Source organism: Pseudoflavonifractor sp. BSD2780061688st1 E11, assembly GCF_005844125.1.
GTDB lineage: Bacteria > Bacillota > Clostridia > Lachnospirales > Lachnospiraceae > Sellimonas > Sellimonas catena.
Map to the genome: position 1 here is coordinate 42,244 of NZ_SPHM01000013.1, position 22,372 is coordinate 64,615.

Here is a 22,372-nt window from a genome sequence, read left to right on the forward strand (position 1 = left end):
CGGAACGGGAGCGTATCCGGCTGTGGAAAAGTGCGGCTGTTTTTCCCAAGGGATCACCTCCTTTGTCGGTGCTGGATTTTTACCGTAATGACTGAGAACTTCGGTAAAATAAAGCTTCTCCCAAGTGGCCGCAAGCCCGAAAATCCGGGGCTTTCGACGGCTTCGCGGGATGTCGGGCCGCAAGGGGCCCAAAATGCTCAAAAATCCGAGATGGATTTCAGGCTTGATTTATGCTCTGCAAGCCAACCGGGAAAGCGGTGCTTCTCCATGACGAAAATCATCGTGCAGTCCTGCTCGCCCAGCTCGGCGGTGTTATAGGCATCACACAGCAGGCCGGTATCATCAGCCATTACAAAAGAGGACAGCAGATCTAAAATCTGCTTTTCCTCCAAGTTGTCATAGTCGCGCACCCGCCTGGTGGGGAGCGCCTGGTCATACACCTGGGCGAAGCAGACAACACATTCCCGGTAATGGGGCAAAGTGTTCTCTTTGGCGTACTGCTCCAGGGCAAAATAGAGGGGGTCCAGCAGAAACTCGGCGCTCTGCCGCTGCCTGCGCTTTGGCAGAAGGCTGGGCAGCGTCACCGCAAGCACCTCGTTCTCATAGGTGATGGTGATGCCGTGCATCACACTGGCGGATTTAAGGTAATCGCCCTTGCGGATCGTCGTGCTGGAATAAATCAGATGCCGCAGCCGGCAGGCGATACGCTCTGCCCGCAGCGCGGCATCGGTGGAAAGGGTCTCATAGTTATCGGGATAACGCTGGATGTCGGTGGTGTCCATCGCATACAGCGCGTTGCTCAGCCGGGATATATCATCAAGAATGCTCCCAATCCGGCGGGATATAAGTTTTCGGTCCAATCATGTGCCTCCTGCTTTCTTGAAATAGTGTGTCTGGCCGTTTTCCTCTACGGTGCAGAACCCGGAAATGCCGGGACAGTCGATTTTGGCGATCTGCGCCGGTGAATCGACCAGAATAATGCGGTGGCTGCCGCCCTTATTGCCCCGCAAGGCATGGCAGACAAGCGCCTCCTGCCCGTCCTCAACGCAGGCCACCTCGTAGAGTTCGCCATCGGCAAAGAAAACGAGCTTGACAGGAAAATCAGCGGGAGCATGGTAATCGGCCCGCTGAATGAAGTCCAGCAGGACCCATACTGCCCGGACAAGCGCCTGGTCAATTTTAGCTGACTGGCCGGCCGGGAAATAGCCGCCGCTCTCTGTTTGAAAAATGCGGCCCTGCCTCTCCAGGTGGGAGAGCAGGGCCTTTGCCGTATCTTCTTTGCCAGGGTGAAAACAAAGAAGCTGCTGTTCACTGAGGCCAGGGTACATTGTGACCGTCCGCAGCAAGTCCGCAGCCTCATTTCCATAGATTTCAGCCCTGGTCTTCATGGGGGCTCACCTCCTTTATCAAATGGCGTCATCAAGGCGGCATCGGAACGCCTTATCGAATATTGGAACGCCGGAAAGACGCCATCCGGGCGTCAAACCGGCGCTTTTCTTCATGGAAGGCGTCATATAGACGCACACCCAGCGCAGTACATCAAAACATGGGATTCACCTCGCATATATATCATTTGAACCTATGCGGATTCCTGCTCGCGGCGCTTGCGTTCCAAAATTTCACGCAGCTCGCGGCGGTCGGTGGTGATCAAATCCTTTTCCAGCGGGCTGGCCTTAAACTCCACCATAATGTTGTTGTTATTGGTGGAAATCAAGCCATTGCCGCGTTCAAAGTGGGTGACCTCCATCGTTTCCGCATCGGACAGGTGCAGGGTCTCCTGGACCCGTTCCGCCTCGTCATCCTCCAGATTGAGGATGATCTTGGTCTTGCTGTTATTGATGATGCCTTTCCCAAAACGGCCTTCGTCCAGATTGAAAAAGTCGTTCAGGTCCTGGCTGGCGCAGACCGCTGAACCGCCATAGCCGCGGATGGTTTTGAAAATTTCCAGTACGAAATCGCCGGCCAGCCGGGTGCCCGTGGCGCCGGCGCCGGAAAGAAGCTGCCAGCACTCGTCGATAAAAATGGCTTTTTCCTCGGTGCGGTCAGCTTTGGCGCGGTCCCACACAAAGTCGAGCACGACAAACATCCCCACAGTCAGCAAGTCGCCGGTGAGGGAGGAAATGTCCAGTACGGTGTATTTGTTATCCAACCGCACATTGGTCTGCTTGTTGAAGGTACTGGCGGAGCCGTTCACCAGACGGTTGAGGATATGGGCCATTCGTGTGGTTTCCGGGGCGGCCTTCAAAATCTCATACAGGTCGCCCAGCACCGGCATCTCCCGGTAGTGGCCCGGATTGGCCGGGTCTTCCAGAGAGGCGTTGTCGTGGGTGATACCTTTGGCATTGTAGGTGCGGATCAGGGCCTCATCCAGCAGCTGACGCTCCTCATGGCTCATATCGGGAATGAGCAAGCTGAAGAAAATGTGAAGCTGCTGGATCTTCGCCGCCAGTTCCGAGAGTTGGATACCGGGGCCATCCAGTATTTCATTGACCGACCGATCCACCTTGCGGATTTCCATGACATTGATGCAGTGCGGGCTGGCCGGGGAGATCTGGATAAATTCTCCGCCCACATTGGCACAGGCCCGGTGGAACTCGTGCCCTTTTAGCGGCGCAATGATAAAAACGGGGATGTTCTTGCGCCTCATCCTGAGCCCCATCAGTTGAAGAGTAAAGGTCTTACCGGCACCGCTGGTGCCCAGGATCGCCATATTGGCGTTCTTATAGATCGCGGAATTGAAAATATCCACGATAATCAGAGAGCTGTTATATTTGTTGACTCCCAAAAGAATGCCATTGTCATCGCACATCTCAAACGAGGTGAAGGGATAGCAGCTGGCCGCACCGCCCGTCAGCAGGTTGCGCTTGCCGCGCTCATAGAGCCCTTTCTCCATAGAGACCAGCGGGAGGGCAGAAAGAAACGCCTGCTCTTCACGGAAGTGGCAGGCGCTGACATTCATATCCTGCGAAAGCAGGAGCTTTTTCATTTCGCTGACTTTCCACTCCAAATCCTCCACAGAGGGGGCCGTCACAGTAATCAGCAGGTTCAGGTAATAAAAATCTTCGTTGTTGGCAAGACCCTCCTTTAAGAAATATCCGCTCCGGATGGCGCCGTCGATGTCGTCAAAATCGGTGTTTGTGTCGCTGGCGTCTTTGATTTTAGAGCGGTTGATACGGAGCTGCTGGCCCACTCGCTGGATGATGCGCTCTTTGGGCTGGCGGGCGAGGAACATATCCATGTCGATGCCGTCACCGGCATTGACGATCAGGCTCAGCCAGCCCGCCGGCACCTGCGTTTTGTACCCGTCCGAGGGGATCAGCAGATAGGCATAGTACAAGCCGTCAATACAGATATAGCGCCCGTGGGAAAAATCAATGCTTCGGGGGGCGGCAAACTCCGCTGCCGGGATATGGTCTATTTCATTCTCCCGGCCTTGCTCCATATACTGCGCCACTACCTCCTGCGCCCGTACCGACAGCGGCTTGACGGCGCTCTCATTCCGGCACAGCAGGTTATAGAGGACATCAACGGTAAATTCGTCCTCGTTTTCGGGGACGATGACCTCGTTCCCACACTGGCGCAGGTAGTTGGAGGCCGTATGGACGGCGCTCTGGAGGGACTGGATTGCTTCATCTTCCTGCTCCGACCGCCGGGTATTGGCCCAGGGCTCATACTCGAAAATCAAAAAGAACCGCCGTGTAACAGCCTCACGGGAGCCGACCTGCTGCACAAAATTCAGGTAATCCTCCTGCATCAAGCGGCATTGCTCGTTTTCCTCATGGGCCATCTCCCGGCGCACCGTGTCCAGGTGGCGGTTGATGTCCGCACGGCGGGTCAGGACCTTGATTTGAAGCTTGACGGGCGAGATTTTCAAGTACGAAACGAAGGAGTAGATAATATTCCTCTGCTCCCGGGCGCTCCGCAGCATAAAGTTGATAGGGACAACCTCGACCACCTTGACAAACCGATGGTCTTTGGTATAGATAATGCCGTTCTCCACCTTCTCAATGGGCAGATAATCCGCCACCGGATTGAGGCAGGCGGGCTTCTGCTCCTTGACATGGGCAGGGCGTTTAGGCAGGCGCCCCTTTTCAGGGCGCTTCTTTGCTTTCTTTTTCGCCTTATTAGCCTTGGCAGGACGCTCCTTTTTGGCATTTTTCTTGGGCCGCAGCTTTTCACGGATCTCATAGCTGCGCACTTCATCAAACTCGGCCGGAAAATCTGCCTCACCAGACCGCCGACGCTTCGGGGCCTTTGGCTTTTTCTCCTTGGGAGGCCGCTGCTTGAGATGCTTGCCGGCCGATTTGGAGGGCGCCGCCTTATCCTCCGGCTGCTCACCGTCACCGCCGACAACGCGGCGGTTCCGCAGGTACTTCAAAAAGATGACCAGGAACTGCGAAAGGCTCTCACCGGATATGCCGATCAAAGCGACCAGCCCTACCGGAAGAGCGGTCAGGCACAAAATGATGATGCGGGTGGTCAGCCCAAACGGAAGGAACAGAAAAACCGGCGCCCCGATGGCAAACACCAGGATGCCGGCCTCGATCACATTCCGCGCACGGAACATACCGCCGAAAAAAGTGCCTGTTTCTATAAAATTCGGCGGTATGATATAAGTATCATGGTCGTTTTTGTTGCTCATGTATTACCTCGTTTCCGCAGCCGAGGGGGCAGGTCAGCCGATGATCCAAAAAGGACCGCCCGCTCCTGCACGGCGGCTTGCTTCATTTAGGATGATGGACAGATCCCAAAGCTGTTCGCTGCGCTTATAGCTGGCCGGGTCCGCCACCATGATCTGGCCGTCTTTCACGCCACGGAGAACGATAAAATGCCCGGACGAAGTAAAGTGACCTTCTGACATGATCGCCACGACCAGCTTTCCATCGGCGAGGGCATCCAATATCCGCTGGGGCTCGGAAGTCGTACAGCCGGATACCGGCAGGCCCCATGCCTCAGCGGCAGCGGGGATCAATGCGTGATAGGAGCCGCTGTTCTTGCACCAGTAGCCGTTTTCGTAGGACCACTGGGCCATCGCCACCGGGTCCACAGTTTCGTCCGTGAGAGAGGACACCACAATGGACATGGCGGTAGGCCCGCACCCGTAGCCGCCGATATTGTCGGTGCCGTAGGGCTGGCTGGCATAACGCTCGTCGAGCTGATTGAAATAGACCACCGGCGTCACGCCGTCTGTAAAGGTAACATCGCCCAGGGAGGGGATCCTGTTTCCGGTCCATTCTGTCAGGTTCTGCAGCAGGCCGTCCCCCAGGAACATGCTCAGGTTTGAGGCATAATCGGATGCCAGCTCTTTCTGCTCATCCGTAAGCGCGAAAACATGGTCGGCAAGATAGGACTCGCCGTTGTAGCGGATGGTGTAGATCATCCAGATCTCGGTGGTTGTGGTTTCCTCCCCGGTCTCCGGGTCTTCCGATGTGACCTCACGGCTCTCCCGCACACTGGTATAGGAGTAAAGATGCTCCTTATTCTCCCGCAGGACAGCGGCCAGGTCATCCAGGGAAATGCTCTCAAAATCTTCATCCCGGGCAGCACAATACTGCGAGATGATGAGGTTGGCGTTGTAGACAGGGCCGGAGGAATAGGGATTTTTAACCTCCATCTGGTCAGCGCCGGAAGAAGCAAAGTCCGCTTCAATGCGGGCCATCACATCGTCCAGCGCCTCACCCAAGATAGAGTTGATGGTAAAAGTGATGTCGTTGGCGTTCTCCACGATTGCAGTTTCGCTGTTGAGGACAGGCTGCTCCGTGTCTGCCGGCGAAAAAGCGTTGATCAAACCGCCGAAAATCAGCCCGGGCAGCATCAAAACAAACAGGACCGGCAGCAAAAGCAGAATGATGATGACGGCGATGATCTTGCCGATATGCTTGCGCCCGGCCCAGACTGCCCCGGCCACAGCCCCATAGGGGCCGCCGGCGGCAGCGCCCTTGGCCGCGCCGGAAATCGCCTTGCCGGCCTTGATAGCGCCCTTGACCGTATGCGCTGCGGAGGCCGCAGTGTCTACCGTTTCAGCAAAGCTGTCCTTGCGTTCTTCAGCCATCAGATCTTATCCTTTCGTTTGGGGGTGGGCGGCAGCTTCTTCACAATGGACTCATTGTAGGCAATCGAGCCGTCCGGGGCCATGTAGGGCGTCTTGTCCACTGCGTCCACTGCATACTGCTTATACCAGGCGGTGCCATCTGCGGCGTGAACTGTCGTGTACTGGCCCTCCGGCGCAACATACTGGTCTGCATGGTACATACCGAAGGCAATGCCCTCCGGGTATTCCGGCGTGACCTCCGTGCCGGTGATACGGCCGCCGCCGATCTCGACATTCTGGTAGGTGGGGATATTTTCTGCCCCAGGCCCAAGTGCCGTGTGGCCCATATAGGAGTGCAGGGCGTCAACAGCCTTTTCGCCGGTGATCGTGCCCATTTGGGTGATGTTCCCGGTTGCCACAGAGCCGACGACATGATTGGCGAAATCACCGCCCTTGCTCACCGAGGAAGAATAAATGTGGCCGCCGACACCGCCTGCAGCGCCGCCCACAAGACCGCCGAGGCCGGAAGGCTTGGCATCCGAGGGCGTTGTGGCCGTTTTGACGGCATTGTTCGTGACATTCCGCTTAATCACGCCGGCCAGACCGCCGCTGGCAAAGCCTGCGCCGAATCCGGCGGCGCCGCTTTTCCCACCTCCGCCATTGGCATTGACATGGGTAGAGTTACTGCTGCGTCCTCCGCCAAAATGGTGACTGGAGAAGTTCTTAAAGCCGCCGATGCCCTTGGCCGCAATCATGGCCTCAGCCAGCATACTGCCGCCGGTGTGGCCTACATTGACACCCAGGCTTGCCATGAACGAGTCGATTTTCTGCGATACCTTCAAAAAGCCTATCGCACACATGAACCAGATCAGGACATTGCCGGAAACCGCCTCCTTGCCCACAGCGTCCACCTGGGCTTGCACTTCTTCCTCAGAGATGGCAAAGGCCGGCTGGCAGAACAGGCAGGAGAGAGTCGCAATCATCAGCGCGAGGAATAAAATTTTCTTGAATTTTTTCAAAGCGCCCCTCCTTACAAAGAGAGCGGATTGGCAATAAAAGAGCCAACCATGCTCGTGAACAGGCGCAGGCACCAGGCATTCATAAGCAGCAGAAAAATCTGCCCGCCCAGCATCCGGCACCAGGATTTCCAAATGTTCGATGTGGTCTGGCTTGCGCCCATCGAAAAAGCGACCGGCGCCGTATAGACCAGCACGCCCAGCAGAACATACCGTTCCGCCGCCTCCAGCAGCAATTTCAGGTAGTTCCAGGCCAGGATGATGACGAGGATCAGGGTGATCAGCGCAACAGCGCCATTGGCACAGACGCCGATGATCACCAGCATGACCGAGTTAAAATCGGCAAAGCTGAGGGGCGGCAGCTCCGAATCCATGATCCAGCGGTACGGCGTGCCGCCGATGGTCAGGACGATGTTGACGATTTCATCGGAAAAGAGCGCCAGCAGGATGAAAATGACCGACCGGATGCTCAACTTGACCGGATCTTCCGCCTCGATTCCTGCACCCAGGCCGAAGTTTTTGAACAGCTGCCAGACCCAATTCAGCAGGATAATGCCGACAGCCAGCGCCACAAAGACGCTATACATCGTTTCGGCAGCGGGAAAGTACCGCAGAAAAACAGCCATGTCACAGCCCAGAGCGCCCAAAACCGAAGTGGTCACCAGGTCAAGGCCGGCCATTACCTGCTCCGCGATCCATTCAACGATGCCATCCAGGATACCCATAGCTTACGCCTCCTTCCAGTGGGTATATTGCGGCGGCGATCAGCCTGTCCACTGACCACCAGAGAACAGAGGCGTCACATAAGCCATGATGAATCCGAGACCATTGAGGACGGCCCAGGTAATGCAGATGCGCTTCAGCCACGCCCGGCTCTCATCGACTGTCCGGCCGGAGCGCGAAAAGTTCATAAGCAGAAGCGCCACCGAGGCGGTCACGATGGCCGCAATGGTGGAGATGGCGAGAATCTGCGTGTAGACATCCTGCATAATTTCCTTGGCCTTCGTCCAAACATCGGTTGCGGCAAATGCCGGCTGACAGAACATCATCGCCATCATCACACAGAGGAACGCCGTATAGGCGATCCGGCCGATGGAAACTCGACGAGGCGGGCTGCTGTCATCTTCCCGCCGCTGCTGTTGAGGTGTTCTCAGTTTTTTCAATTTTGCGGACCTCCAATCCAAATGTGATGTTCATTGCTCAAAAAGCAAAGAAGGAGCCCGCATCCGTTGTGCAGATGTGGACTCCTTCTCAGGCCAAAGACCGTTTGGGCAGCAAAAAAGCACCTCGAAAAAGGTGCTGTTCACTGCCTGTATTCAGTTTTGGGTGCAAGTTTGAGCATATTCAGTCTAACACATAGGGATTTACGGCTCAAGGGCAGGAACGCGCCAATTTCAGTCCCGAATTGTGCCAATTACTTGCCCGCCTGTTTCTCGGAGGATTTCGGCTCTGGGAAGAACTGCTCCAGCACATCCAGACTGTCCTTGGAGGTATAGCCCCATAGCACAGAACTGAGGGCTTCAATGGCCTCCCGCCGCTTACGGTAGTAGGTGCGGAAGGAGATGTCTCGGATGTGCGGGCGCAGGTTCTCGATGATTTCCTCCACATTCTTCAGCTGCTGGGGAGAGAGGAAGGAGTAGTACAGCAGCCAGTAATACGCCTCGCCGTTCTTATGGCGGGTGCGGAGCAATTCGACTGCCGAATCCAGGAGCTTCAGCATCTTGTGGCTGCGCTCAATGCACTTGGCATGGTGCTCAATGTCGCTCCCGTTCAGGTCTGCGCCGGCCAGGTAGACAGAATCCAGAAATTCTTCGATGGAAGTGCCGTATTCGATCTCGAACTTGGCCCGCACATGCTGGACGGAAATCTCCAAGCTCCACACCACATCGCGGTATTTTTTCAGCAGTTTCCAGGTATCATGGTACAGAGGGTTTTCTGCGACATCTTTTTCAACAAATTTCTTCATGGTAAGACCTCCTGTTCAATTCTCCGCCGAGGGAGAGAGTGTAAGTTCAAAAGTGGCGACCTGCTTGTTCCCGCACAGAACAGCAAGGCCAAAACGCAGCAAGGATTGCTCTCGCGCGCGGGGAAGTAAATCTTCCCGGCAGTCGCCCGATAAGGAATATAACTTGTAGCGAGAGAACGGGCAGCCAAAGCATGAAATCCCTTGTGCCATCAGGATTTGCGCCATTTTCTGAAGGATAATTTCAATGTGCGATTTTGAAACGCTGGCGAGTTCATCTGAAACGATGACCTCATGCTCCAAGGCAGGGGCATCGTGGCCTGTGCTGTCCTCCTTCGGGAGTTCCAGGCGAATGTTAAGCGTCATAGCGACCTCCTCTTTATCTACCATCACATCCGAGATCTCGAACATGGTGGACAGATATTTTTGCAGATAGATTACGCTGCCATGCCGGCCCGGGAAGGACATGAGGGAGAGGTAGTCCAGCGCAGCCAGCTTTTTCAGGATACGGCCGACTGTCGCCCGGGACAGCCCCCAGCGGGCAGCCAGCTCCGTGTAGGTAACAAGGGGATTGCCGGTGCCGTTGCGGAAATAGACCACTGGCCCCAGGTCTGATCCCTGCACCTGATTGTCGTTGTAGATGGCGGAGATCCACAGGTCCAGAACAATGTCCATCTCAGAGCAACGGTCTGAACTGATAAGATCAGTGGCAACAGAAACCGGCAGGAAGAAAAAGCCGGTGTCCTTCTGGCAGGGGGCATTGTACTCCAGGACTGTATTATGCCGCGCCCAATCACAGATTTTATAACGGACTACATTCCCGTGGCCCAGGGTCTGGAAAGAAATGAGGTGCTGCTTCTGCAGCCGTTCCAGCACGGCCAGCGCCTGACACTGGAACCGGGTGCGGAACCATTGGGACAGTTCCTTGAGGGTGCAGACCCACTCGCCGGGGTAGACGGTATAACTGATGCCGTCGATGCGGCGGTATGAGGTGCGGAAGTTTGCGTAGCTGCAAAGTACCGTAAAATTAAAAAGGCCGGAGCCGCCGCTTACGCGAATGCTCCGGTCCTCCATCAGAAAGCGGACGAACTGCCGATAGATCCGGCAGCGTGGATAGTCCACCACCTGTTTAATTTGTAATTGATAGGTTGGCATGGCTTTCTCCTTTTTATATATAAGGTATGAAATTGAGTTCGCCAACGAAAAAACCGTTGACTTGAATATCTTTGAGGCTTATGCTATACTTGTTTCTGTATGAATCCGCAAGATAATCCTGCGCGGGACTCATACAGGCTTTCCTGCAAATGGGGCAATTTTACAATGGCGTCTTTGAAAACAATGTAGCCATTTACTGTGCCAATTTGAAGCCGATATTGAGCCGATTTCGTGCCAATACAACTTTCCACAACTTTTTTACAACTTTTGCCCCGAACCAGACGGCACAGGAGGACACACTATGGAATCCAATAAGTTAGAAAAATCTCGTAAAAATGGCACTTTTTCAACCTTACGGGGCGTGATGAATCCGCATGAAGAGGACAGAGGGGTGTTCCCGACAATGAAGAGCATCGGCGGAGCCGAGGGCAAGAAAACGGACAAGAAAGAGGAGTCCGAACCGGCTGTGAAGATCGATCTTTCCAAGGTGAAAGTTGAGCCGCTGTTCGAGGATACCGTTGATTTTGACACATTCAGCAAATCCGATTTCCGGGTTGTAAAGGTGGAGGCATGCGAGGCAGTTCCGAAATCCAAGAAGCTCCTGAAGTTCACACTGAACGACGGAACAGACCGGAAACGCACGATTTTAAGCGGTATACACGAGTATTACGAGCCGGAAGAGCTGGTCGGAAAGACCTGTGTAGCCATTGTAAATCTGCCGCCGAGGAAGATGATGGGCATCGACTCTGAGGGTATGCTGATCAGTGCGGTGTATGAGTACGACGGACACGAAGGACTGAATCTGCTGATGCTGGATGACAGTATCCCGGCGGGTGCGAAGCTGTACTAAGGATAAGAAATGACCTTCAGGTTTGACAGCAAAAATTCATTTTGACAACAATTTGACAACAATTTTCGAAATAACCACGAAGTATCACGAAGCGTGGTGAAGAGTTGTTATCTGCGAATCATATCGGGAAACCGATGATTTGAGCACTTTTTGAAAGAAAAAATTTCAAAGAGTGCTCTTTTTTTATTCCTCACGTATAAACAGCAGTAGTGGCCGCATTTAAGAAGGGAGACTGTTTCATGAGAACAGAAGATATGTACTATAATGAGCAGAAACGCAGTGAAGTTATGGAGGCGGCCCGGAGGCTTAGAAGAAAATTTCTCCGGTATCAACAGGCAGAGATTGTATACAGTCTGTCTCATAAGAAATTAATGGAATTAGCCAATGCTGCAGGAGCAATTTACAGAATGGACGGAATTGTATTAATTAACCGTGAAATTTTTGATGAATATCTTGAAAGGTTTCATGAGACAGAAGAAAATTCTGCTCCAAAGAAGGAGGACTAACATGCATGGAAAAGTATGGATGTTTTCCAATTTGATCGATGATGAGGACCTGGCGTTCCTGCAGAGGGAATTTGTCAGTTATCAGCAAGCAATGGACTATTACGGATTGGGCTATAAACCAATTGTCAGGCTGTCTCATATATCGGGATCTGTTTATAAGATTGGGAAAAAGGTATTGATACGGCGGAGCATTTTTGAAGAATATTTGAGAAACCATGTGAAAAGGGGAACTGAAGAATGGGAAGAGTTATTGCGGTAGCAAATCAAAAGGGCGGAGTCGCCAAAACAACAACAGCGGTAAATTTAGGAATTGGACTTGCAAGAAAAGGGAAAAAGGTCCTGCTTGTTGATACAGATCCTCAGGGAAGTCTCACAGCCAGTCTCGGATATGTGGAACCCGATGGGATTCCGATCACGCTGGCAAATATATTAACAGCAGTGATCAACGAGGAAGAAGTCACCCCCTCTGGAGGCATTCTTCATCATGAGGAAGATATCGATATTATGCCTGGAAATATTGAACTTTCAGCATTAGAAGTTGTTATGGGAAATGTGATGAGCAGGGAGCTGATCCTAAAGGATTATATCGATATGATGAGAGAAAGATACGACTACATTTTAATTGATTGTATGCCGAGTCTTGGAATGATGACAATCAATGCTTTAGTTGCTGCAGATTCTGTTCTTATCCCTGTTCAGGCAGCATATCTGCCGGTAAAAGGACTTCAGCAGCTGATTAAGACAATACTGATGGTCAAAAAGAGATTGAATCGGGGACTTGAGATTCAGGGGATCCTTCTTACTATGGTGGATTACCGGACCAATTATGCAAAAGATATCACGGCGAAGCTGCGTGAAACCTATGGATCACGGATTGCAATATTTGAAACTGCAATCCCCATGTCGGTGAAAGCGGCAGAGACAAGTGCGGAGGGAGTCAGTATCTATTCCCATTGCCCGAAAAGCAAGGTTGCCGAAGCTTACCGAAATCTGACACAGGAGGTGCTGGAATATGAAAAATAGCAGGAGCGGAGAAAAGATAAAGCTGACAAGCATTGATGAATTGCTGGGGGTTGTAAATGAAGAGTCTGCAATGGAAATTGAGATAAAAGCAATTAGTCCATTTAAAGGCCATCCCTTTAAGGTAATAGCTGATGACAAGATGGAAGAGTTGATCAATAGTGTAAAGGAGAGCGGAGTTATTACACCTGTATTGCTCCGTCCGGCGGGAGAAAATCACTATGAAATGATATCCGGTCATCGGAGAATGTATGCGGCACGTAAAGCAGGACTTTCTACAGTTCCGGCGATTGTAAGGGATATGACAGATGATGAAGCGGTAATCGCTATGGTTGATGCCAACATTCAAAGAGAAGAGCTTCTGCCGAGCGAAAAAGCCTTTGCTTATAAGATGAAATTAAATGCTATGAAAAGGCAGGCCGGCAGACCCTCTAAAAATAATTCTGGTCAAAATGACCAGAATTTATCCGGAGCAGTCTCAAGAGATATTTTAGCCGAACAGGTGGGTGAAAGTTCAAAACAGATACAGCGTTACATTCGTCTTACCGAACTTATCCCTGAATTGCTTGATATGGTCGATAATAAGAAACTGCAGTTTACGGTGGCTGTAGATATTTCTTATATCGATAAGGAAATGCAGAAATGGATTTATGAATATATCAAAGACAATGGGTTTATAAAACCAAATCAGATTGCTGTCTTAAGGAAGCGGCTGGAAGATGAAAATGTAGGTCACAATTATATGATCTCCATATTTAATAATTGCATTGCTCCAAAAAGAAAGATGCGTAAGGTCACACTACCGGAGAAAAAACTGAAAAATTATTTTCCTCCGGATTATACCCAGGAGCAGATGGAAGAGATAATTGTTTCTCTGTTGGAAGAATGGAAGAAAGAATTGCAGACAGAGTAAGAATACTGATGAAAGAAATTGTGATGATAAAGGCCAGAAGTGCCAAAATCAAACTTCACAGAATACAGATGAGAGGAGGATGTGTATGGAACAAAAAGTATCATTTGATTATTTTTACGGCACGCAGGCCGATCAGTACAGTTTTTATCGAATACCGAAGGCGTTATTTCAGGATGAATATTTTAAAAATCTTTCCAGTGATGCGAAAATCCTTTATGGATTGATGCTGGACAGAATGTCATTATCTATTAAAAATCAGTGGTTTGATGAACAGAACCGGGCGTATATCTATTTTTCCATTGAGGATATTATGGAGTTGCTGAACTGTGGAAGAAATAAAGCTGTTAAGTCCTTACAAGAGCTGGATCAGGAAAAAGGGATCGGACTGATTGAAAAGAAACGGCAGGGATTTGGAAAGACAAATATTATCTATGTCAAATCATTCGTAATCCCTGATAGAGATGTTATAACCCCTCAGATTGAATCACAGAAGTTTACAATACAAACTACTGATGAAAAAGGGGATGACACAGAAGTTTGTAAAATAAACTTCAAGAAGTCCCAAAATCAAACTTCAAGAAGTCCTGAAAATAAACTTCAAGAAGTTTGCAAATCAAACTCTAATTATAATAATTTGAGTTATAATAAAGAGAATGATAATGAATCAGATCAAATCAGATCTGCTGATGTGCGATCAGATGATCGTCTGGCGATTATGCAGGCATATGAAGAGCAGATCAAAGAGAATATCGACTATGATGGATTGACTATCAGTCATCCCCTTGATAAAGATCTGATCCAGGGAATCTATGAACTGATACTGGAGACAGTATTGTGCCAGAATCAAGAAATCCTGATTGCGAGCAATTGGTATCCGGCAGAACTGGTGAAAAGCAAATTTTTAAAGCTGGAATATTCACATATCGAGTATGTGATTGAGTGTCTGAAGAAAAATACGTCAAAGGTAAAAAACATTAAGAAATATATGCTTGCGGCCTTATTCAATGCACCTGCCACGATTGATGGCTACTACCAGGCAGAGGTAAATCACGATATGCCGCAGTTTGCCTGACAAGAGAAGGGAGAAATCAGAACAATGATTATTATAAAACTGATAGAGAAACTGATATTACTGCCCGTTTGGATTATACTTCTGTTGATCAGTCTCTGTATTAAGCTGACGGTAAACTTGTACGGTTTTGTCAAAGGGATTTTCAGCTTTCTTCTGATTCTTCTGATAATCGGAACAATAGTGTGTTATCAGGACTGGATACAGGTGGCAGTGCTCTTATGCATTGAGATAGCGGCATTTTTGATTTTGTTCTTTGGCTGCTTTATTGAAGTGGCTGTGGATATGCTGAGAGGGCGTGTAGCAGACAGACTTTTGTCTTGGTGAAAGGAGATACTATGCCATATATACATAAAATATTCGAGAAAGCAACAATACGAAGCGTTGTAGATTTTCTGCTGTTTGGGCTGGGACCAGACGAGGATACGAGGGATTATGAGGAGAGACTGGATGAGTTGTATAATAAATTTGAGGAAGCAGTAAGAAAATATGATTCCAATCCTACATCAGAATTGCTGGATTTATCTAATGAGCTTTCCAGTGAGACAGCAAGTGTGTATACAGAAATCGGATTGCAGTTAGGCGTGCTTCTCGTCCTTGATGTGGTGACTAATCTCAGGTGCGAGAAAGATTTGAAAAGATGCAATATGACGATGGGAAATGAGAATGAAAATCTTATAAGTAAATTTTATAAGATGCAGGAAGCAACCTATTTACAAGAGACCTTGATGAAAGATAAAGAATATCAGAAAGCAGAACATGATATTATAGAAAGCACAAAAAAATTAAAAACGGTATTGTCTTATGATGGAGACTCTGATATTGTGCAGGAACTATTGGAAAAACTGGATAATAAAATCAGGATACATGGGAAAGTGACATATATTCAGGGATTCCACGATGCTATACATATTCTTAATTCGTAGATGATTAAAAGGCTCCGGATTCATTGCAAATCAGGAGCCTTTTACACAAGCAACATTTGTCACTGCTATAGTTTCGTATTGCTAGGCGAATATTATTAGCGTAAAATAAGGTTATAATATAGTACTCATGATGTGCGACACGAGTGTACTGTTTTATAAGTAGATGGTGGCGGCAAATATCTAAGTTGGCTTAAATAGTAAGAATATTTCAGAGGATTTTGGATATATGGGAAATGCAGATGCGGTTGTTATAAGTAGCTTGATAACCAAGGTTAATGGAAAAGAAGATCTTGTACATATTTTTTTGACAGATAGACGCAAGTATCAGGAAATAGTACATTCTGATAATTACAAAATCTCAAAATATATTCTAAATTATTTGGAGGAATATTCAGCCTCACCTCAAAAAAACTATGTTCAAGAAAGATTAGAATGTATAAAGGGCTATGAAAAATATTTTAAAAATGAAAAGAATCGGGAACTTATAGCGTATAAACAACATTTAATTGAAAAAATGAAACAATTCCCGGTAGAAAAAGGGAAAATGACAATATGTATAAATAATTTTTCTAACGCGCTTATACCTAATATAGATATAGATATTTTAGATGTTTATCTACTGGATAAAGATTTTTATTATAAAATAGTTCAATCCCCATATATTGACGTTTCACCATATTTGGTTGAATTTTTAGAGAGTTTTAAAGTTAAAGGTAAATACTTTGGTGAAATAAAGGAGAGATATCATACAAGAGGCTCGGCATATCTTATAAAACAAGAAATTCATTCTAAGTTGATTGAGGCTACAACTACAAATGGTGAAAAAAAGACAATTCTCACGTTATCTGACAAGATTATCGATGAGATCGATATGGATATTCTGGATGTTTTTATTGAGGATAGAAATGTTTATAAAACGCTTTTGAAGTCAGATAAATTTGAGATAGCTGAAACCATTAAAGAGTTCTTGAAAAAATATTCAAGTGGGAAAATAATGCCCAAGGAGTATTATTTAGAAAAGTATGATAAGTATTTGCAAATCATTTATCAAAGTGTGATGAATGAACCGATAAAAATAAGTCATTTAACAGATTTCATCATTACTGAAAATAAAGATATATTAACACTTTTCCTAGAAAACAAAGAAGCATATTATCAAGTGCGTAAGATGCGCATTTATGAGATAGATGGCAATATAATTAAGTTTTTAGAAAACTACAGACCTAAATTGAAAAAGTTTTCTAAAGCTCAAAAAAAAGAATATATTGCTGCTTTTGCAGAATTTACAAAACGCAAAAATGACTATAGTCTGTTGGATGATCTTATAAAACAATCTCAAAAGAATGTACTGCACTGGAAGAAAAGACGATGGAATAAATCAAGTCAGTATATTGAACAAGATTTTGTTACGTCTTATAACGGAAAAGAATGTGTATTTTCAGTTATAGGGAGTAAGATTGAGTTTAATAAATGGAAGGTGCATTTCTCTTTAGACGTGGATGGCAGGAATAACAGTGTTCCACATAAAAACAAAGAATATGAAATTTTGTATAGGAAAATTCTTAAAGATATTCAATATGAGGACACTAAGCGTCAAAAGGAAAAGAAAAGAGAAATTCCTAAAAATGTGCATCGTATTACATCAAAAGATTTTGTGGTTAGAACAAATGTGTTTAGATGTATTTCTGATAAGCATCATTTAGAAGAAGTTCTGGGAATTATCCAAGTCCTAAGACCTGATGGTTCCATTACAGAAGAAAAAGTTACAGCATCATATTGTAAAGAATGTTGCTGCTATTTTTTATTGAGAAGTGAATATGATAGAGTATTTAATAAAGGAATTCTTCTTTGTAAAATGATTGAAAAAGAAGAGTTTTATAAATCTGGTATAAATGGGTTCGCTGACATTAAGGGTGAATCCGTTCTAATGCAAAATGGCTATAACGTACAAGCAAAAGTTGGATTGACGGATATTCAGAGGCAAACAATTCTTGCTAACATTATGGATGAAAAAATCCTCAGTGCTTCGCAAATCATATCGTATTTACAATTTTTTAAAGCACAGAAAAGGAATTTACCCTCATACAAAATGGCAGTCGACAAATGGGATGCAGACCTACAATTCACAAAATTATATCAGCAAGACAAAAAGCAGCGAGTTTTTATAAATTCAATTACAAAAACGAGATATAGAAAGCCATAATAATAAAAAGCTACTGGTCGCTAAAAACTGGTAGCTTTTATTACTATTTCGCCAAAAACCCACTGTTGATCTCCATCGGCATATGATATGCCTGTCCTCTTTTCATCAAGCTGTAAAGTTTGAAACTCATCAGCTCCGGTGTCGCATAGAGAGAACTGCAGAAGCTGAAGTAATCCAGATCTTCGTTTTTTGACAGTTCCGCTACATCCTGATCCTCAATCAGGAGATCAGCGGCGAAAAGGTTCGCCTGATATTCGGTCTCGTTAATCATATTGTAAAGTCTGTTGTCAGACATAGGCGCCATTTTAAGCTGTGTCCGGTGAAGGATAACATGCCCCAGTTCATGGGCGGCTACGATCCTTTTTTCCTCTTCTAAAAGAAAACTGCTGAGCATCACATAGATGGTCTGGCAGCTCATAAAACAGTATCCTTTGAGCTTCCGATAATTTGACGACTCTCCAACGATGACATTAAGTCCTTTCAATATTTCAATTGGATCGCGGGTCTTAAATTTCCGGACAAGATGTTCTGTCTTCTTGTATATATAATCATTTCCCAAATGAATCACCCCACATTATGCAAATAAAATGTCTGGAGAAATATAGCGTTGACATTTTTACATCTATAACAATATCAAATAGTGTGTCCCAAAAAACGGACAGCCTATTCCTGAGTGCTCTCCTTCGGTAAATATTTTTTTGGAGTGAATTTTTTTGCTCTCTTTTTAGAATCCAGATACAGCGTCTGGATCTCGTCCATAAAAGCTGTTTTATCTTCATCTGTCAGTTCTCCGCCGGCGAACATGGCGGCAGCCTGTTCTAGGATCTGCTGGGCCTGCCGTGCTCCTCTGGAACCATACTGTTCAGCAGCTTCTGTAATGAATGATTCTTCTTCTGTCATCAGATATGAAACATCGCATCCAAGCGTGTCAGCAAGTTTCTGATAAAGATCATGCTGCTTTGGATAGCGCCCTTCTGCTTCCCATCCGCGAATAGTACGAAGGGAAACGCCTATGGAATTTGCCAGCTGGGTTTGATTCATGTTCTTTGATTTTCTCAAATTTCTGATTTTTTCACCGAAAGTCATAACAATACCTCTTTTCTAAGCGGTTATTCTGGGGGTAAAGTGTACTTCCCGAGCAAAAGAGGAAAACACTTACCTGTTTATATATCTTGCCTCTTGACAATGGGATATCAATTGCCTATAATGTAAACCATAGCAAGAAGGCAACTACTTGCCTATAATATAAACAATATTTCCTGTTTTGTCAATAAAAACCGGATAGATTGCCGATTTTGATATGACAGGAAATATATAAGATCAATCAGAAAACCAGAAAGAGGCAATTGGGAATATTGCCGATAGGAAAGGAAGGGCAGCATGGAACGTCAGAATTATTATATATGTATTGATCTGAAATCTTTTTATGCTTCCGTTGAATGTTCGGAAAGAGGGCTGGATCCATTTAAAACAAACCTGGTTGTGGCAGATCCGACACGGTCCAAATCCACGATATGTCTTGCTATTACTCCGGCAATGAAAAGCCTTGGGGTAAAGAACCGGTGCAGGATCCATGAAATCCCGAAAAACATCGAGTATATCACTGCTATGCCGAGAATGCAGCTCTATCTGGATTACTCCGCAAAGATTTACAGCATTTATCTCAGGTATGTTTCCCGGGAAGATATCCATGTGTACAGTGTGGATGAATGTTTTATTGACGTCACGGAATATCTTCATCTATATCATATGACACCAAAAGAGATGGCAGTGGAATTGATGAGAGCAGTGATGGATGAAACTGGAATTACGGCTACTGCCGGGGTGGGAACAAATCTTTATCTTGCTAAGATTGCAATGGATATCGTAGCAAAACATGTGGATGACCATATCGGCATTCTGAATGAGATTTCCTATCGGGAAAAGCTCTGGGATCATCAGCCCCTCCGTGATTTCTGGATGATCGGATCCAGGACAGAGAAGAAACTTTCTGGATATGGGATCCATACGATGGGTGATATCGCTCTTGCATCGATTACCTCAGAAGATCTTCTCTTTAAGATATTCGGCATTGATGCGGAGCTTCTGATCGATCATGCCTGGGGATGTGAGTCCTGCAGGATGAGAGATATCAAGAATTATCATACAGAAGACCACAGCTTATCTAACGGACAGGTACTGATGCGAAATTATGGGTATGAAGAGGCAGTCGTTGTTGCGAAAGAAATGACGGACGTACTGGTTCTGGATCTTGTACAAAAGGGGCTTGTTACAAATTCTGTGACGCTGTGGATCGCATATGACCACCGTTATGGACTGGAGCCATCCAGGGGAACAGCGAAATTTCCGGATGCTACTAATAGCTCCAAAAGGATTATCTGTGCAGTAGAAAATCTGTACAGGCAGATCACAGACCGACATACAGGAATCAGGCGGATTGAGATCTGCGCGAATAAAGTTGTTCCTGAGAGTTATATTCAATACGATCTGTTTTCGGATCCATATTCACAGGAAAAAGAAAAAAATCTGCAGAAAGCTGTGCTGGAGGTGAAAAGGCGTTATGGGAAAAATGCGATCATGCGGGGAGCAAACCTGTTAGACTGCTCTACATACAGGGAACGCAATAATCAGATCGGCGGCCACAGAAAATAGGGGAGATGATTTGATGTTGACGGCGGCATATCAGAAGATCTTATATTTACCAAGACCTCTGTCGAAAAGATATCCAATGGCCGTGGAACGGCGGGCAAAGCAGTTTGCTCCTTTTGCGGCATTAAAAGGTTTTGAAGAGAGTGTAAAGGAAAAGGAGATAATTTATGAGCCAAAAAGAATTTTACCGGATGAAAAGAAAAATGAACTGGATATGAAACTGAAATTACTGAAGCCGGGTATGAACATCCGGGCAGTATATTATCAGGAAAGCAGGATGTATCCGGGAACTGGGCAGCATCGTACGGCAGAGGGGATCGTTGATTTTTATGATCCGATGATCCATCTGCGGATAGGAGATGCAGAAATAAAGATCCAGGATCTCTATGATCTGTCCGGAGACTGTTTTGAAATGCTAGAGACACCATGTTAAAGATTGCAGGAAACAGGATGAGCCTGCCGGTGAGTGGGAGCCGGAAAAGACGTCCTGCGAATGCAGCAGATTTACAAAGCAAATCTGTAATTGTGATATCATGTACGTCCGCGCAGCTTTGGCGCTATTCGGAATGGGCGGCATGAAGCTCATCAGGCGGATTTGATTTCCCTTTGATCCGTTGAGTAATAAATGAAATTCTTATTGCTTGAAGGAGGAACCTATGGGATCAGATAATTATAAATGGCACGTTCACTGCCCTGTATGCGGAGCTTTTCTTGAGAAGAGTTCCCAATGTGATTCGGAGGTGGATTGTAAAAAATGTAAGAGCACACTGGAAGTATTGGTAAAGGATGATATCGTATCTGTCCGGCCTATGATCATCAGAGATGAACAGCTGAAAGCCCGAATGAGGGTTTATGCACAGAGTTTCAGGACCGGATCCGGTAAGAAAAATTAAATAGGATGAGATATCTGTTCAGGCTGTGAATTTGGCTGGAACCATCAAGACAGCGGCAGATATCAAGAGTTTGTCAAGGAGCTGAACCTGACTGGAATCACTAAGAGCCCGGCAAAACATTTACGGTTGAGAAGCAGTTTATCTGCGTAATTTCAATCGTCATATGTTTTGCCGGGTTTTTTTGTTAGAAATCAATCTTTGCAAAAATACCGCTTCCTAAAAACCTTTTATTCTATAAAGAGCTGTAGAGAAAGGTGGTGATGTGATTGGAAATTTAGAATAAAAAATATTTTTCGCATTGTAAAATATCCCGTCTCTGTCTGTATTAGTAGAGGGATAAATCTGGAGCCTTGGGCTCCCGTTCAAAAAAAACGGGTGAGTCCAGGGCTTATTGTAGTGCCTGAATTTACAAAAACGTAATTGAAGCAAAATCTGTACCCAGGACCACCCGCAGCCGCAAGGCAGAAAGGTGGTCCATATGATGACATTAAAAGAGTTAAGAAAAATGGTAAATCTTACAGAGAGCAACGGGAGGGTTCCAACTGCGAGACAACTAATGGAATCTGGAGAAGAAGTGATCGTAAAGGAAATTCTTTCACGGGAAACAGCAATCAGCGTGTATGCGAATGGCTTTGTTCTTTACCGGGCAGGAAAGCATTATACCGTCTTCTCTATTGAAGATTGTGGGACTTATGGTTATGAGTCAGTAAAGGATGCCGCTCAAATATATGAGTCTTCATTTTTTGATAATGAAAACTGGTATGTCCGTTTGATCATGGAAGCGGAAGACCGGTTGGAACGAAATCAGGAAAGAATTAAATCTAATCATAAGGTATGTTCGTATGACCGTCTGGTCGAGGAGTGCGGTGAGATAGGAAATGATGAAGAAGATATTCTGGAAAGTATGGCCAAAGATGATCTTATCAAAAGAATGATGGAAAAACTCAATGAACGTCAGAGGGATATTGTCTATCTTTTTTATTTTGAGCAGTGGAGACAGCAGGATATTGCAGATCATTTCGGTGTATCGCAGCAGAGTGTTTCAGATATGATCAGACGGGTGTTAAAAATTTTATCTGAATATGTGCATCAGGAAAGAAATAATTAAAAAATTTTTAGGTTCACCTTGTAAAAGGGTATAGGTCACTTCTGAAAGGTGAGGGGGTTAAAAACTCTCA

At 46.6% G+C, this 22,372-nt stretch carries 24 protein-coding genes; 13 read left to right on the forward strand and 11 right to left on the reverse strand.

Annotated features, from left to right (window positions below):
• Positions 1-197 precede the first annotated feature (197 nt).
• The 9 genes from FGQ85_RS07780 to FGQ85_RS07820 all read right to left on the reverse strand — a co-directional run bounded on the left by FGQ85_RS07780 (position 198) and on the right by FGQ85_RS07820 (position 10,165).
• Positions 198-860, reverse strand: coding sequence for a DUF6100 family protein (locus FGQ85_RS07780; RefSeq protein ID WP_006573834.1), 663 nt, complete (start codon positions 858-860; stop codon positions 198-200).
• Positions 861-1,388 carry a DUF5697 family protein gene (locus FGQ85_RS07785; RefSeq protein ID WP_138373122.1) on the reverse strand — a complete coding sequence of 176 codons (528 nt, stop codon included), beginning with the start codon at positions 1,386-1,388 and terminating at the stop codon, positions 861-863. It lies immediately after the preceding gene.
• Positions 1,389-1,579: 191 nt separating this feature from the next.
• Positions 1,580-4,642: a PrgI family protein gene (locus FGQ85_RS07790; RefSeq protein ID WP_138373123.1), complete on the reverse strand. Its 3,063-nt coding sequence runs from the start codon at positions 4,640-4,642 to the stop codon at positions 1,580-1,582.
• Between the two features lie 33 nt (positions 4,643-4,675).
• Entirely contained in the window at positions 4,676-6,052 is a 1,377-nt protein-coding gene (locus FGQ85_RS07795) for a C39 family peptidase (RefSeq protein WP_138373124.1), read from the reverse strand.
• Positions 6,052-7,050: a hypothetical protein gene (locus FGQ85_RS07800; protein WP_138373125.1), complete on the reverse strand. Its 999-nt coding sequence runs from the start codon at positions 7,048-7,050 to the stop codon at positions 6,052-6,054. The genes FGQ85_RS07795 and FGQ85_RS07800 overlap by 1 nt, the downstream gene beginning before the upstream one ends.
• Before the next feature lie 11 nt (positions 7,051-7,061).
• Entirely contained in the window at positions 7,062-7,772 is a 711-nt protein-coding gene (locus tag FGQ85_RS07805) for a hypothetical protein (protein ID WP_138373126.1), read from the reverse strand.
• Between the two features lie 39 nt (positions 7,773-7,811).
• Positions 7,812-8,210 (reverse strand): fimbrial protein, encoded by a 399-nt coding sequence (locus FGQ85_RS07810; protein ID WP_171027914.1) that lies wholly within the window; start codon positions 8,208-8,210, stop codon positions 7,812-7,814.
• A gap of 251 nt (positions 8,211-8,461) precedes the next feature.
• Positions 8,462-9,013 carry a hypothetical protein gene (locus FGQ85_RS07815; protein ID WP_006573826.1) on the reverse strand — a complete coding sequence of 184 codons (552 nt, stop codon included), beginning with the start codon at positions 9,011-9,013 and terminating at the stop codon, positions 8,462-8,464.
• A gap of 15 nt (positions 9,014-9,028) precedes the next feature.
• Positions 9,029-10,165, reverse strand: coding sequence for a helix-turn-helix domain-containing protein (locus FGQ85_RS07820; RefSeq protein ID WP_138373127.1), 1,137 nt, complete (start codon positions 10,163-10,165; stop codon positions 9,029-9,031).
• A 301-nt stretch (positions 10,166-10,466) separates the two neighbouring features.
• Between FGQ85_RS07820 and metG the strand changes: the two genes are divergently transcribed.
• The 9 genes from metG (at position 10,467) to FGQ85_RS07865 (ending at position 17,652) form a co-directional block, all read left to right on the forward strand.
• Positions 10,467-11,015 carry a methionine--tRNA ligase subunit beta gene (gene metG / locus FGQ85_RS07825; RefSeq protein WP_243128508.1) on the forward strand — a complete coding sequence of 183 codons (549 nt, stop codon included), beginning with the start codon at positions 10,467-10,469 and terminating at the stop codon, positions 11,013-11,015.
• Positions 11,016-11,254: 239 nt separating this feature from the next.
• The gene (locus tag FGQ85_RS07830; RefSeq protein WP_118636990.1) at positions 11,255-11,521 is read left to right on the forward strand and encodes a DUF6462 family protein; all 267 of its coding nucleotides are present in this window, start codon (positions 11,255-11,257) and stop codon (positions 11,519-11,521) included.
• A 1-nt stretch (position 11,522) separates the two neighbouring features.
• A complete protein-coding gene (locus FGQ85_RS07835) occupies positions 11,523-11,780 on the forward strand; it encodes a DUF6462 family protein (protein WP_118636992.1) in 258 nt (85 codons plus the stop codon).
• A complete protein-coding gene (locus FGQ85_RS07840) occupies positions 11,759-12,544 on the forward strand; it encodes an AAA family ATPase (protein WP_118636994.1) in 786 nt (261 codons plus the stop codon). Before FGQ85_RS07835 ends, FGQ85_RS07840 begins: the two co-directional genes overlap by 22 nt.
• Positions 12,534-13,454 (forward strand): ParB/RepB/Spo0J family partition protein, encoded by a 921-nt coding sequence (locus FGQ85_RS07845; RefSeq protein WP_118636996.1) that lies wholly within the window; start codon positions 12,534-12,536, stop codon positions 13,452-13,454. Before FGQ85_RS07840 ends, FGQ85_RS07845 begins: the two co-directional genes overlap by 11 nt.
• An 85-nt stretch (positions 13,455-13,539) precedes the next feature.
• A complete protein-coding gene (locus FGQ85_RS07850; RefSeq protein WP_118636998.1) occupies positions 13,540-14,526 on the forward strand; it encodes a DUF6017 domain-containing protein in 987 nt (328 codons plus the stop codon).
• 24 nt (positions 14,527-14,550) lie between these two features.
• Positions 14,551-14,850 (forward strand): hypothetical protein, encoded by a 300-nt coding sequence (locus FGQ85_RS07855; RefSeq protein ID WP_118637000.1) that lies wholly within the window; start codon positions 14,551-14,553, stop codon positions 14,848-14,850.
• Between the two features lie 11 nt (positions 14,851-14,861).
• The gene (locus FGQ85_RS07860; RefSeq protein ID WP_118637002.1) at positions 14,862-15,449 is read left to right on the forward strand and encodes a hypothetical protein; all 588 of its coding nucleotides are present in this window, start codon (positions 14,862-14,864) and stop codon (positions 15,447-15,449) included.
• A 226-nt stretch (positions 15,450-15,675) separates the two neighbouring features.
• The gene (locus tag FGQ85_RS07865; RefSeq protein WP_138373128.1) at positions 15,676-17,652 is read left to right on the forward strand and encodes a hypothetical protein; all 1,977 of its coding nucleotides are present in this window, start codon (positions 15,676-15,678) and stop codon (positions 17,650-17,652) included.
• 43 nt (positions 17,653-17,695) lie between these two features.
• Here the strand turns inward: FGQ85_RS07865 and FGQ85_RS07870 are convergent, their stop codons facing one another.
• A complete protein-coding gene (locus FGQ85_RS07870) occupies positions 17,696-18,220 on the reverse strand; it encodes an ImmA/IrrE family metallo-endopeptidase (protein WP_243128509.1) in 525 nt (174 codons plus the stop codon).
• Between the two features lie 95 nt (positions 18,221-18,315).
• Complete coding sequence (locus tag FGQ85_RS07875) at positions 18,316-18,738, reverse strand: helix-turn-helix transcriptional regulator (protein ID WP_138373129.1); 423 nt, start codon at positions 18,736-18,738, stop codon at positions 18,316-18,318.
• 294 nt (positions 18,739-19,032) lie between these two features.
• Here FGQ85_RS07875 and FGQ85_RS07880 point away from each other — a divergent pair, with 294 nt between their 5' ends.
• The 4 genes from FGQ85_RS07880 to FGQ85_RS07895 all read left to right on the forward strand — a co-directional run bounded on the left by FGQ85_RS07880 (position 19,033) and on the right by FGQ85_RS07895 (position 22,302).
• Entirely contained in the window at positions 19,033-20,304 is a 1,272-nt protein-coding gene (locus tag FGQ85_RS07880; protein WP_138373130.1) for a DNA repair protein, read from the forward strand.
• A 13-nt stretch (positions 20,305-20,317) separates the two neighbouring features.
• The gene (locus FGQ85_RS07885) at positions 20,318-20,734 is read left to right on the forward strand and encodes a hypothetical protein (protein ID WP_243128510.1); all 417 of its coding nucleotides are present in this window, start codon (positions 20,318-20,320) and stop codon (positions 20,732-20,734) included.
• A 223-nt stretch (positions 20,735-20,957) separates the two neighbouring features.
• The gene (locus FGQ85_RS07890; RefSeq protein WP_138373131.1) at positions 20,958-21,194 is read left to right on the forward strand and encodes a hypothetical protein; all 237 of its coding nucleotides are present in this window, start codon (positions 20,958-20,960) and stop codon (positions 21,192-21,194) included.
• A gap of 478 nt (positions 21,195-21,672) precedes the next feature.
• Complete coding sequence (locus tag FGQ85_RS07895) at positions 21,673-22,302, forward strand: sigma-70 family RNA polymerase sigma factor (RefSeq protein WP_138373132.1); 630 nt, start codon at positions 21,673-21,675, stop codon at positions 22,300-22,302.
• The last annotated feature ends 70 nt before the right edge of the window (positions 22,303-22,372 follow it).

Excerpts from the sequence above, each read along its gene's own strand:
- FGQ85_RS07815 (WP_006573826.1), bottom strand. The coding sequence starts at position 9,013 with ATGAAGAAATTTGTTGAAAAAGATGTCGCAGAAAACCCTCTGTACCAT.
- FGQ85_RS07850 (WP_118636998.1), top strand. The coding sequence starts at position 13,540 with ATGGAACAAAAAGTATCATTTGATTATTTTTACGGCACGCAGGCCGAT.
- FGQ85_RS07890 (WP_138373131.1), top strand. The coding sequence starts at position 20,958 with ATGGGATCAGATAATTATAAATGGCACGTTCACTGCCCTGTATGCGGA.
- FGQ85_RS07835 (WP_118636992.1), top strand. The coding sequence starts at position 11,523 with ATGCATGGAAAAGTATGGATGTTTTCCAATTTGATCGATGATGAGGAC.
- FGQ85_RS07880 (WP_138373130.1), top strand. The coding sequence starts at position 19,033 with ATGGAACGTCAGAATTATTATATATGTATTGATCTGAAATCTTTTTAT.
- FGQ85_RS07840 (WP_118636994.1), top strand. The coding sequence starts at position 11,759 with ATGGGAAGAGTTATTGCGGTAGCAAATCAAAAGGGCGGAGTCGCCAAA.
- FGQ85_RS07845 (WP_118636996.1), top strand. The coding sequence starts at position 12,534 with ATGAAAAATAGCAGGAGCGGAGAAAAGATAAAGCTGACAAGCATTGAT.
- FGQ85_RS07865 (WP_138373128.1), top strand. The coding sequence starts at position 15,676 with ATGGGAAATGCAGATGCGGTTGTTATAAGTAGCTTGATAACCAAGGTT.
- FGQ85_RS07830 (WP_118636990.1), top strand. The coding sequence starts at position 11,255 with ATGAGAACAGAAGATATGTACTATAATGAGCAGAAACGCAGTGAAGTT.
- FGQ85_RS07795 (WP_138373124.1), bottom strand. The coding sequence starts at position 6,052 with ATGGCTGAAGAACGCAAGGACAGCTTTGCTGAAACGGTAGACACTGCG.
- FGQ85_RS07855 (WP_118637000.1), top strand. The coding sequence starts at position 14,551 with ATGATTATTATAAAACTGATAGAGAAACTGATATTACTGCCCGTTTGG.
- FGQ85_RS07875 (WP_138373129.1), bottom strand. The coding sequence starts at position 18,738 with ATGACTTTCGGTGAAAAAATCAGAAATTTGAGAAAATCAAAGAACATG.
- FGQ85_RS07790 (WP_138373123.1), bottom strand. The coding sequence starts at position 4,642 with ATGAGCAACAAAAACGACCATGATACTTATATCATACCGCCGAATTTT.
- FGQ85_RS07895 (WP_138373132.1), top strand. The coding sequence starts at position 21,673 with ATGATGACATTAAAAGAGTTAAGAAAAATGGTAAATCTTACAGAGAGC.
- FGQ85_RS07785 (WP_138373122.1), bottom strand. The coding sequence starts at position 1,388 with ATGAAGACCAGGGCTGAAATCTATGGAAATGAGGCTGCGGACTTGCTG.
- FGQ85_RS07860 (WP_118637002.1), top strand. The coding sequence starts at position 14,862 with ATGCCATATATACATAAAATATTCGAGAAAGCAACAATACGAAGCGTT.
- FGQ85_RS07820 (WP_138373127.1), bottom strand. The coding sequence starts at position 10,165 with ATGCCAACCTATCAATTACAAATTAAACAGGTGGTGGACTATCCACGC.
- FGQ85_RS07805 (WP_138373126.1), bottom strand. The coding sequence starts at position 7,772 with ATGGGTATCCTGGATGGCATCGTTGAATGGATCGCGGAGCAGGTAATG.
- metG (WP_243128508.1), top strand. The coding sequence starts at position 10,467 with ATGGAATCCAATAAGTTAGAAAAATCTCGTAAAAATGGCACTTTTTCA.
- FGQ85_RS07885 (WP_243128510.1), top strand. The coding sequence starts at position 20,318 with ATGTTGACGGCGGCATATCAGAAGATCTTATATTTACCAAGACCTCTG.